At 38.8% G+C, this 11537-nt stretch carries 7 protein-coding genes and 7 tRNA genes; 1 reads left to right on the top strand and 13 read right to left on the bottom strand.

Features of this window, described 5'->3' with window-relative positions; all coding sequences use genetic code 11:
- On the bottom strand, positions 1-4265 hold a 4265-nt coding region (locus ASU35_RS17120; RefSeq protein WP_172794667.1), incomplete at its 3' end, for a CehA/McbA family metallohydrolase.
- A gap of 219 nt (positions 4266-4484) precedes the next feature.
- Entirely contained in the window at positions 4485-5288 is an 804-nt protein-coding gene (locus ASU35_RS17115) for a tetratricopeptide repeat protein (RefSeq protein ID WP_147525482.1), read from the bottom strand.
- A 167-nt stretch (positions 5289-5455) separates the two neighbouring features.
- Here ASU35_RS17115 and ASU35_RS17110 point away from each other — a divergent pair, with 167 nt between their 5' ends.
- Entirely contained in the window at positions 5456-5989 is a 534-nt protein-coding gene (locus ASU35_RS17110; RefSeq protein ID WP_058354179.1) for a YcxB family protein, read from the top strand.
- 86 nt (positions 5990-6075) lie between these two features.
- On the opposite strand, the gene ASU35_RS17105 is transcribed toward ASU35_RS17110, so the two are convergent.
- The 11 genes from ASU35_RS17105 to ASU35_RS17055 form a co-directional block, all read right to left on the bottom strand.
- Entirely contained in the window at positions 6076-7494 is a 1419-nt protein-coding gene (locus ASU35_RS17105) for a spore germination protein (protein ID WP_058354178.1), read from the bottom strand.
- A 60-nt stretch (positions 7495-7554) separates the two neighbouring features.
- Positions 7555-8298, bottom strand: a complete 744-nt coding sequence (locus ASU35_RS17100) for an NAD-dependent protein deacylase (protein ID WP_058354177.1) — start codon at positions 8296-8298, stop codon at positions 7555-7557.
- Between the two features lie 76 nt (positions 8299-8374).
- Positions 8375-9226, bottom strand: a complete 852-nt coding sequence (locus ASU35_RS17095) for a GDSL-type esterase/lipase family protein (RefSeq protein WP_058354176.1) — start codon at positions 9224-9226, stop codon at positions 8375-8377.
- A gap of 12 nt (positions 9227-9238) precedes the next feature.
- Positions 9239-10648, bottom strand: a complete 1410-nt coding sequence (locus ASU35_RS17090; protein ID WP_058354175.1) for an MBOAT family O-acyltransferase — start codon at positions 10646-10648, stop codon at positions 9239-9241.
- A gap of 142 nt (positions 10649-10790) precedes the next feature.
- A tRNA-Lys gene (locus ASU35_RS17085) sits at positions 10791-10863 on the bottom strand.
- Positions 10864-10886: 23 nt separating this feature from the next.
- A tRNA-Phe gene (locus ASU35_RS17080) sits at positions 10887-10959 on the bottom strand.
- A gap of 6 nt (positions 10960-10965) precedes the next feature.
- Positions 10966-11039, bottom strand: a tRNA-Met gene (locus ASU35_RS17075).
- A 25-nt stretch (positions 11040-11064) separates the two neighbouring features.
- Positions 11065-11146: transfer RNA gene (locus ASU35_RS17070), tRNA-Tyr, on the bottom strand.
- A 5-nt stretch (positions 11147-11151) separates the two neighbouring features.
- Positions 11152-11224, bottom strand: a tRNA-Thr gene (locus ASU35_RS17065).
- Between the two features lie 21 nt (positions 11225-11245).
- Positions 11246-11318, bottom strand: a tRNA-Val gene (locus ASU35_RS17060).
- Between the two features lie 27 nt (positions 11319-11345).
- Positions 11346-11419: transfer RNA gene (locus ASU35_RS17055), tRNA-Asp, on the bottom strand.
- Positions 11420-11537: the final 118 nt, after the last annotated feature.

The following is an 11537-nucleotide window of genomic DNA, read 5'->3' as shown; positions in this document are numbered from 1 at the left end:
AAGTTACTCATAAAGGCTGCTCCGCCAACTAAAACCATGGACTGATTTCCATTGGCATGAGTAATTGTCTCTGAAGCCAAAAGAAGGAGTCTGTCATCCCCAGGTGCATAGGCATATTTTGGCACATTCTTTTCACCAAGACCGTCTTTATCACTATCTGCAGAGTAGGTGGTAGCGTGGCCATACACCATTGGAGAAACGCTGTCAGGCAGGGTATTTATCGCTTTACCCTTTTCATCTACTGCATAAATACTGGAACCACCATATTGACTAAACAGCTGGCTGTATTTATTGTCATTTGGATGCTCTGCATCATAAATAACACCCTTCATTAAAAAATTGTTAAGGTTATAGGTTGAAAGGTACAATCTTTGCTTTTGTCCACCATTTAGTTTGTCATCGTTTGTACCGTCATCACTAACACGAAGATGGGAGCCTATTGTCTCCAAAACCTTATTTTGCTGAGCAGCCATGTGATCCTCTGCTGCAAAGGCTCCATAATTTTCATAGTAATCTGACCAGTTGCCAACTACCAAAGTACCTCCAGCCTCAGAAAAGCCTTTTATAGCCTTCAGCTCCTCTATACTATAGTTATCATATGGATTTCTCAGGGAGGTTCCATCACGGCGGCTTGGTGCTGTCAGTACCAGCATCCGGTATTTTCCATTTTTATTTCCTGCTGCCGCAAGAAACTCCTCCTTGGTTCTTAAAATAACACATCTGACATTATAACCTCCTGCCAGTTTGGTAAAGTTTGTCATAGAGTCCTTATAATTACCAGACACATACTCATTTTGATGGCTTCCATCGATACCTACATATACCATTTTATGAATATCTCTTATATTCAGCTTTATCTCCTTTTTGTATGTAAATACCTTTCCATCCTGCTCTATTTCTGCCTCTACGGAAATAGCTGTCAGCTTTGCCTGCTTTGGTGTATACCCTATTTCATGTCTAAGCTCACTTCCTGCTCTTATGATATCGGAGTCTGGCTTTCCTTTGCTAATCACAGCTCCATCCTGCTTATAGGTCAGGCTATTTATTCTGGCATCTGTTTTTTCACTATTAAATAAGGTTGTTGTCAACGTAAGTACTTCCTCTGTTACCGGAGTATCTGTATTGCATTCAAGATTACTAACACCCAGCATCCGCATTTTTCCTACCCATACCGGTGCAGTAACTGCCAAATCTCCGTCAGCCTCCGTTACCCTGAGATAATAATAGCTGTAATCCGGATCTATTATCGCAGTAAGCTCTTTATTCTGAGCATTTACATCCCATTTATGAACCACTCTTCCACTGTTTGCTATCAGCTCTGCCTTTTGAATGGTATCGTCCGGGTCATTTAAGCTTATCTTGACTGTCAGGCTTTCCGGTACTTCTGTAAGACTGCTTCCCATCATCTGGTCATTTACTGTATACATAATTTCCAGATTCTTATCCTCGGTAGCGTACATCTGACGTTCTCTCATTGCCTGATAAATCTCTTCCTCTGCCAGACTGTCTGCGATAATAACATCTCTGGCATCGTTCGCATTGCCCCATCTTCCCTTATGGTTATCCTGATTATTGGTAGGTGCTACATGCCAGCCCTTATCCAAAGCCATAGTATAATAGGTATAGGATGGGAAATATCCACCGCTGCCAATGGCTCCTTCTCCATTTCCTACCTCAACCATATTAACACGGCTGTCAATTACCGTATCCCAATAGCCAAAATCAGCAAAAGTACCAAAGGTGGTTCCCGGATGGTTTAACTGGCTTATACTGTCTACCAATGCTTCATTCTTTAATAAAGTGTAATAAGCCTTTAAGCCTGCATTATCTGCCTTATTGTTTAACACTCCGTTGTTTCTGCTGACAAGACCAGGAGTATTAAAGGTATTAATATGGCCTGGTCCACCAGACCATGTCATTTCAAAGCCAGCCAGGGCTACTATTTTATCCTGAGATTTATTAAAATCTGCAACTGTAGATTTATAGGTATTCCATTTTGCTCTGCTTGATGCTGTCATCTGCTCCGGATTATAAAGTGCTTCTGCCGGATTTGCTGCATTTTTCTCATCGAAATAATTGGAATGATCCGTAAAGGCCACAAAATCAATGTTATCCTTTTCCGGAATCGCCTTCACATACTCCAATGCCTCCGAAAGCTGTCCCGAACCGTCGGAATATTCTCCCGTGTGACTGTGAAGCTGTCCAAAATATAGCTTATAGCTCGGTTTTCCTATTGTAAAGGACCACTCATAGGCTGCTGTCTTTCCGTCCTTTCTTGAAACAACTACCACTGCCGTATATTTTCCATCTTCTAAATCCTTATCCGGCTGATAGAAAAAGCTTCCATCCTTATAAGTCATAGCTTTCTTATCTAAAACCGTAGCTTCTCCCTTTGATAAAGTCAAAAGAGCCTGAGGCGTATCACCTACATTGGTACAGGCTACGATAATTGAAGGACGCTTATCATCATCTACTACAGCATTCCTTTTTGGTGTCACCTTTTCTATCTGTGGCTCATCCTTCACAGAAAGAGTCATTGTCGCTTCCTCACTGGTGTTTCCCTTTGCATCCCTTGCAACCACAGATACCGAAGCTTCTGATATACCCTCCTTAAACTCAGCAGCAGGAATAACTGCCTCCCAAAGCGTTTCGCTTTCCTCATTCTGCTCCATAGCAAGTTTTTTTTGTTTTTCTCCAATCGAATAGCTCATCTGAACATCAACGGCTCCTACGTTGTCCTGTACCGTAGCTACTACCTTGTAGGCCTTACCAATTTCAGCAGAAGCCCTTTCCGGAAGAGTTACCAACGGCGCCTTATTATCATTTATTACCACATAGTCCCTGTAAGAGCCTACTCTCAGCTGGAAGGCATCCTTATTGCGGGAAAAACAGGCATAAAGATCTACCTTTTCTCCCTTTTCAACCTCATAAGGAAAAAGAGCAGCTGTATATATATTAATGGTAGCTCCTTTGCTGTCCGTTATTACTGTATTTTTTGATTTAACCAGCTTTCCTAATGTAACATTTTTAAGCTTAATCCACTCAGAAAGGAGATCATTTCCCGATGACAGCAAATCATCAATCGTATCAAACTCCTGTACCGGAATTTTCTTTGCTTCCTTTGCAGGTATCAGAATTTCCTTTGTCACTTCTCCGCCAATCTGCGGTACTTTACCAAATTCATCCCTTTTTCCCGTTACCTTTAAGACATCTCCAATATTACAGCCATCTAAAGAATTATATACCTGAAGCCCTACAATCTGTCCATCAATTACATCCTGTAATATCGCTGAATTTGTAGTGTCATTTCTTCCAAAGCGGTAAACCAGCTGTCCTACTACGGTCACCGTCTCACCTTTGGATTTCTTTAAAGCATCTGTAATAGAGAGGGCTCCCGCTGGAATCTCCTTAATCGGGTCTGCCTCTTCGCCTACAGCAGCCAGAGGGGTTGGAAGGGTGTAAGAAAATTCAGTAACCTCGCTATCTGTCAGACTTTTGTCCTTCATTACTGCCTTGGCATAAATAGTTGTATCCTTATCTATCGTAATAACATCTCCGTATTCCTTCCAGCTATTCTCAGCTGCCCCAGCACTTTCCGTATTATAGTAAATAACGGCATTGCTTGTAGCACAGGTGAGCTTTATTTCTGTTCCCTGCCTAACTCTGCCGCTGCCAGGCTCTGCCTTTGGCATGACTACCTGTGTCGGAGGTGTAATGCTGCCTTCTACAAATCTGTATAGTGTAAAGTTCTTAGCATAATTCTTTCCATTTGCAGTTGCATCTTTATAGCTTTTAATTCCAAACTTATTGCCAGACCTCGTAGTACCAGCCAGGGTCGTTTTATCTTCTCCGGTACCCTTAATATTATATTTACCACCGACAGCGACTACATCCCAGAAATATTCTCCCTTTGCAATTCCACTAGTATCTCCCCCTTTTGGCTTTATGTATTCTCCATTTGCATCCTGAAGAGTGATACTGCTTCCCGACGCAGTAACCGTCCATATCAGCTTAGGATTAGGATTTTCAATGTAACCATTGCTCTCGGTTACCGCCTCTGCTGTTATCCAGTCTTTATCTAAAGTGCCTGCTGCATAATCTTTATCGGAAACCAGCAGATATTTCCCCGTACTTAGCTCACTTATGTCTGTAATTTTAGAATATCTTCCCGTCTGTTCTTCTGCAAATATATTTGCAGGAAGCATTCCAAGCAGCATTGCAATACATAATAAGATTGCTGTACATCTTCTCGTTAATCTTTTCATTCTGTACCTCCTTTAAAATTTATAGTTAATTTTATTATATTCTTTTTTTACTCAGTACAAAAAGGACACTTGGCTTTATTTTATATTTTTACACAACTATAGTTCGTTTTTCTACTACATTTTATGCATTTTTACAATAAAAAGAAGAAAATCTACTTTAAATTATCACAAAAACATAACAAACAAAACAATATTTTTTGTGTTTTTACAACAATATAATTATATGATACCGATGCTATCTAAAACTTCCCTTAATGCTTTTGTATCTCCGCCCTTTGTTGCGTGTAATTTACAATATTTCTCTGCGTTTTCATCATCTCCAAGGCATTTATAAGCAACGGCTGCATTACTCATAAACACCGGCTGGCTGGAATCCAATTCAATCGCATACAAAGCATTTTTCAAAGCCAGCTCAAAGTCACCCGTTGAAATGTACTGGGCTGCCAGATTATTATAGGCAAATGCATTACTTGGATCATACAAAATCGCATTTTTTACCGCTGTAATTCCCTCCATGGAATTTCCCTCTCCACGGTACAGGCTGCCAAGATTTGACCATGCCATAGAATTACCATAATCATAATTTAATAACTTCTTATAAGTTTCTACTGCCTCATCACTAGCCCCCCTATCTGTTAAGGATAAAGCCTTAAACATCAAAACAGATGTGTAATCCTTTGCCGTCACACACTTTGCCAGTAATTTATCCAATATCTTTTCTGCCTCAATATAGGAATCGTGGTTATATAAATTTATTGCCTTTAAAAGCTTTTGATAACTTTTTTTATCGTTTTGAAAAGCTCCAGGAAGAATTTTCTCATATTGCTTTTCGTATTGTTTCCTGTTTACCCGCCATGGATTATTACCCTTCGTCAAAAGCCGGAAGCTGACAGCTATTGTTACAACTGACCGCAATATGGTATAATAATCTCTCTCCTCTGATAAAAACAGCTCCTTACCTAGTATAATAGCTATAACTACAAAAGCTAACGCATACAATGTATATAGTATTTTATTCCTCATTTGTTTTTCCCTTTTATCTTTTCTTTCTGAAATGAGAATAACATGTAGATATTTTTTTGTCAATTCAAACACACATTTACCTTGCCCTTCTCCCCAAAATAAACTATAATAAAGCTAATTCTGGGGAGAAGTTCAAATGTCCATTACTTATGAGAGGAGTCTAAGCTATGGCAGATAAAGCACGTTTTACAGTAACTACCTTTATGGACAAGGAGGATTATCGCAAATTCCTATATTTTGCGACCTTTCGAAAAACACCGCTTCTGGCATTATCGCTGGTGCTGCTTTCCGGTTTGGGAAGTCTTATTTTACTATTTCTTCTGGGGGTATTCCGCCTTGCTGTTTTCTTTGGAATCTGGGTCTTTATGTTCTTATGCTGCATTGCCGCTCTCTGCTTTAAGGTAGAGCGAATGACAAAAAAACAGATAAAGGAAAATCCAGAGCAGCTCTTTGAGTATCCATCGGTTTTAACCTTTTATGAAAATGAGCTGGTTGCTTCTAATCGTAATGCCGAAGGCAGCACCCGGCTTAAATATGCGGACTTTTTTTCTATTACGGAAACTACGGATTATATTATTTTTTATTTTACAGACACAACAGCTAACCTTTTGCGGAAAAAGGACATTGACGAGAGTGAGGTTCGTGAGATTTGTAAATTTTTAAAGGAAAAAGCAAAGAAAAAATACCACATTCTATCATAGAAAAAGCCCTTACCCAGCTGGAGGCTGCAGTAAAGGCCTTATAGTAGATTTCAATCTAAGGCAGTGAAGCAGACCGCTTTACTGCCTTATTTTCCTTCACTTCTTGGCAGGCTGATACGGAAAAACCGGCGTAACAGCTGCCGTCCATTAAAGGGAATCAACGGATAAATATAGCTTCTTCCCGAAAGTGTTTTGTTGCGTATAATCGCAATTCCAGTAATTAAGAGTCCCACAACAAAACCAATCAAGCCAAAATATCCGGTCAAAATCAGAGTAATTATTCTCATAAACTTCAATGCATATCCAAGCTCAAAGCTGGACTGGGTATAATTCGCCACCGCTACAAAGGCCATATACAGCATAATTTCCGCATTAAACCAGCCGGAGCTTACTGTAAAATCTCCCAGTACAATACCAGCCACCACACTTAACGGTGTACTTAGCATACTCGGTGTATTAAGGGAGGCCAGCCGCATACCATCAACAGCAAATTCCAGTAAAAGAAACTGCCACAAAATTGGTATATTAATCGGATCTGTAATATAAATGAATTCAAACCCTTTCGGAATCCACTGGGGATGCTGCATTAGAAGCAGAAACAGTGGCGTAAATATAACTGCGGCTACGTCAATGACAAAACGACTGAGGCGGAGATAGGTACCTGTAATTGGCGGAAAATAATAGTCATCCGCATCTTCAATAATATCAAATACAGAAGTTGGCACAATAATTGCCGCCGGTGAATTATCTACAAGAATAACGATATTTCCTTCTAAAATGGCTGCTGATGCTGCATCCGGCCGTTCCGAAAATTTAAATTTCGGAAAAGGATTGTACCACTTATGCTGATAGAGACATTCTGCCAGACTTTCACCGTTCATTGTAAGGGAATCAATGTCGATTTTTTCTATCCTCTGCTTTATTTCTGTCAGTACTCGTTTATCTACCCTCTGGCCCATATAGCTTACGACTACATCTGTTTTTGATGCATGTCCTACGGTAAACATCTCCATTGTTAACTGCGGGTCACGGATACGCCGGCGAATTAGGGCCGTATTAAATACCAATGTCTCCACAAAACCATCTCTGGAACCTCGCATTACTTTATCCTTCTCCGGTTCATCCACACTTCTCGCCGGGTAGGTACGAAAATCTACTGCCAGACCCTCCCTATATCCATCAATAAACAGACACGGTACCCCTGACAGAACATATTTTATCAAAGCATCTGTGTCCTTAATTAAATCCACTTCCCCATAAGGAAGGTATCTTTTTGAAAAGCCGTAGGCATCCGATGGAAAATCCTCCGGCTTCATCTTATAGAAGAACTCCATGATTTTTTCCATAATTTCATCCTTACTCAGTCCATCTATAAAGTAAAAGCAAAGCCGGTGGTCTCCTACATCAATCACCCGGTATAATAAGTCAAAGCTCTCCCTTACCTTGAGGAGCTCATTTATCATCTGAATATTGTCATCTATTTTTGTAACAAACTGGTTTGCCATATTTTTATCTCCTAACCTAATTTTTCAGGAATAGGATAACCAGTTTACTTCCTTTTTATCCTAAAGCTGGGAAAATACGTCTCCCAGGCTGTATGGAAGAAGCAAATCAGCCTTATTATCATATGGCGTCGGTGTCTTATTAATCAGCACCAGCTTCTTTCCCTCATAGTACCGAACCAGAGAAGCCGCAGGATATACAGAAAGAGAAGTCCCCCCAATAATCAGAACATCCGCATTGGATATATAATGAATCGCCTTTTTAATTGTTGTTTCATTTAGTCCTTCTTCATAGAGAACAACATCCGGTTTAATTGCTCCACCACATTCACAATGGGGTATATATCCTGCATCCTTAGAAAGAATAGCTTCATCCGGTATAATTTCAGCTAAGGAATAGTAACGACCGCAGTTAATACAATAATTCCGAAGTACTGAGCCATGAAGCTCCAGCACAGTTTTACTTCCTGCTGCCTGGTGAAGACCATCAATATTCTGCGTAACTACTGCCTTAAGCTTCCCCTCTTCCTCCAGCCGTGCCAATACCTTGTGCGTAATGTTAGGCTCTGCTTTGGGATATATCATCTTGTCCCAGTAAAAACGATAAAACTCCGAAGGATTTTTTATAAAAAAGCTATGACTGATAATCCTTTCCGGCGGATAATCATATTTCATATTGTAAAGACCGTCTACACTTCTAAAGTCTGGAATTCCACTTTCTGTAGATACTCCGGCTCCGCCAAAAAACACAATATTATCACTTCGCTTTATCCATCTTTTAAAAATATCTATGCCCACCAGTTCCATATCGTTTCCCCCTTTGCTATCCTCTTTTTACACAGTATATCAAACATATACGATTTTCAAATAGCTTTTTACGTGTTTAATTAACAATTCCTTTTGTACAAATCCATTCAGCCCATTGTTCATAATATTTTCCCAGAACATGAACCTTATCTATTGTGTATTCTGCATTCAAGTTACCATTCTCATCATCAAATATTTCATTAATATCAATATAAAAAATTTGCTTTTCATCGGCCAGTTTCTTTATTCCCTTATTGATACGATTAATATTTTTATTATTATAAATATCACTTTGGGCAGATTTTTCTGCTGTCACATGAAGATTTGCTCCAATAAAAATAATTGCTTCCGGCTGCAACTGCTGAATTCTTTGAACAAGCTCCTTAAATTTACGGACTGTCTGCTTATGCTCATATCCAAGCTCATTAATACCAAGCATTACATAAATCTTTCCATAATTTTTACTTTTCAACAAATTTTCCAGTCCTGTTTTTCCAATTCCTTTGATTTGTATTTCTTTTTCAAATACTTTATAAACACTCATTCCGGAATCAGCAAAAACGTCTGCCCCTCCCAAATCTGCATATTCTGATAGTCCAACTGTTCTTGAATCTCCAATAAAAAGAGCATCCTTAAAATATTTCTTATCTACCTTTGTAAACTCAAGCTTCTTCTCCGGTTTTTCTACTAATACTTCCTCCTCTGGCTGCTCTTCTTTCTCCTGTTCAACTACTGCCGGCGGCTCCTCAGCTTCCTTTCTATCTTCGGGAGAAATAGTATAATATACTTCTTCCTGTATTTCAATATCTTCTTTTTCCTCTGCTTCTACCTTCTTTTCTATCGATAGGTGAAATACCTTTTTTGTAATAAAAGGAAGTGCAATAAGACAGGAAAAACATAAAAAAATGGTATACATATATCTTTTCATCTTTCTATCACCTCAAAATCTAAAATATAAAAACGGATCATCCATTCCCATATATAAACAATATACAGAAGCCCAAAAAATAGCTAAAAGCACTATACTTGCTATCATCTTATTCTTCCATCTTTCATAAAGCTTTCTTGGAAGATTAGTAGAAAAAATAAATCCTAATATGAGAAAAATTCCATACATTTTTCCATACTTTATATAGTCACCTGCAAAAAGTGGGGTCTGTTGTTTTCCCAGGATTGGAAACAGCTTGCCAAGGTAAATCCCTAGTTGATTAAAATCAGTGATTTCAAATAAGCTCCATGACACAGGAATCAAAAATAACATATAAGCATGTCCCAAAACCGGTACCTTCTGCAATATATTGCCATAAATATATTTTTCAAGTGTAATAATAACAAAAAGCAAAATTCCCCAAAGAACAAAGTTCCAGCTTGCTCCATGCCAAATTCCTGTAAATGTCCAGACAATAAAAAGATTTCTTATTGTCTTTAAATTTCCTTGTCTATTTCCACCTAAAGGAATATAAATATATTCTCTAAACCAACTTCCCAGAGTAATATGCCATCTTCTCCAAAAATCTGTCATAGATACAGCCATATATGGATAATTAAAATTCTGGGGCAGATTCATTCCCAAAAGCTTTCCTAAACCAATCGCCATCAGCGAATAGCCATAAAAATCAAAATACAGCTGAAGGCTATAAGCAAAAATTCCCATCCATGCCAGTGGCGTTGATATACTTTCGTAACCAACTGCTCCAATATCTGTCCACAATCTTCCTATTTGATTTGCCAAAAGTACTTTAAGTCCAAGACCCAGAGTGAAAAGCCGTAAACCATCATCTAGTTTTTTTAAAGTATGCTTTCTATTCCTTAGCTGTGCTGCCACAGAGGAATAGGTTACAATTGGTCCTGCAATTAATTGAGGGAACATACACAGATAAGCTCCCAAAGTAATAACTGATTTCTCAGCCGGAATTTTTTCTCTATAAACATCAATCAGATAAGAAGCTATCTGAAAGGTATAAAAGCTGATTCCAATCGGTAAAATTAATTGAAATGGGGGAATTATTTCTTTTTTCACAAAAAATTCCGTCAGGCTGTTTATATTAGCTGCTGTGAAAGCAGCATATTTAAAAAGAAACAGCCATCCAAAATTATAAAACAGCCCAAGCAATAAATATACCTTTCCTTTACTTCTCTTTCTTTCTATTTGTAAGCCTATTACATAATTCACTACAATAGAAAATACAATTAATACCAGATAAAAAGGTTCTCCCTGGACACCATAACCATAAAAAACAAGACTTCCCATCAATAGAATTAAATTTTTCCACTTTTTTGGGACCAGATAATATATCAATAAAAATATTGGTAAAAAATAAAAAATAAATTCTAAGCTACTAAAAACCACTTTTATAACCTCTTCCTATTTGCTTTTCTATAAATAAGACCGTATCCCGACCTAAAAAGTTTCATTATTATAAAATTATAATAATATTTAATATTTTTGCAAAAAAAAGACATTTACAGAAATTTTCCTATAAATGTCTCCATGAGCCATCGGGGACTCGAACCCCGGACAACTTGATTAAAAGTCAAGTGCTCTACCACCTGAGCTAATAGCCCATATTATATTTTTATATAATAAATGCCCAGAGCCGGAATCGAACCAGCGACACGAGGATTTTCAGTCCTCTGCTCTACCGACTGAGCTATCTGGGCATTGAGTTGCGGGAGTAGGATTTGAACCTACGACCTTCGGGTTATGAGCCCGACGAGCTTCCAGACTGCTCCATCCCGCGATAATATTTATTTAAAAAAATAAAATGGATGGGGAAGGATTCGAACCTTCGAAAGCGTAGCTAACAGATTTACAGTCTGCCCCCTTTGGCCACTCGGGAACCCATCCATAAAAGCCGATGATCGGACTCGAACCGATAACCTGCTGATTACAAATCAGCTGCTCTGCCAATTGAGCCACATCGGCAATATTTAATTTTATAAAAAATGGGACCAATAGGGCTCGAACCTATGACCCCCTGCTTGTAAGGCAGGTGCTCTCCCAGCTGAGCTATGATCCCATGGGAATAACTAATTAATAAAACAAACGACCCAGATCGGACTCGAACCGACGACCTCCGCCGTGACAGGGCGGCGCTCTAACCAACTGAGCCACTAGGCCAAATATATACCTTCAAAACTACACACTGCCTATCATCCAAATTTATTGTAGACAACCGATCATCCGCCGCTTGTCTTCCTTTTTGGTCAAGCCCTCGACCTATTAGTAACAGTCAGCT

Source organism: Acetivibrio ethanolgignens (assembly GCF_001461035.1).
Taxonomy (GTDB): Bacteria; Bacillota; Clostridia; order Lachnospirales; family Lachnospiraceae; genus Velocimicrobium; species Velocimicrobium ethanolgignens.
The sequence above is the reverse complement of the archived record's forward strand: the minus strand, read 5'-3'. Positions and strand labels throughout refer to the sequence as shown.

Bases quoted from the DNA above. Each gene is read 5' to 3' on its own strand.
- ASU35_RS17100 (WP_058354177.1), bottom strand. From the start codon at position 8,298: ATGGAACTGGTGGGCATAGATATTTTTAAAAGATGGATAAAGCGAAGT.
- ASU35_RS17110 (WP_058354179.1), top strand. From the start codon at position 5,456: ATGGCAGATAAAGCACGTTTTACAGTAACTACCTTTATGGACAAGGAG.
- ASU35_RS17095 (WP_058354176.1), bottom strand. From the start codon at position 9,226: ATGAAAAGATATATGTATACCATTTTTTTATGTTTTTCCTGTCTTATT.
- ASU35_RS17115 (WP_147525482.1), bottom strand. From the start codon at position 5,288: ATGAGGAATAAAATACTATATACATTGTATGCGTTAGCTTTTGTAGTT.
- ASU35_RS17105 (WP_058354178.1), bottom strand. From the start codon at position 7,494: ATGGCAAACCAGTTTGTTACAAAAATAGATGACAATATTCAGATGATA.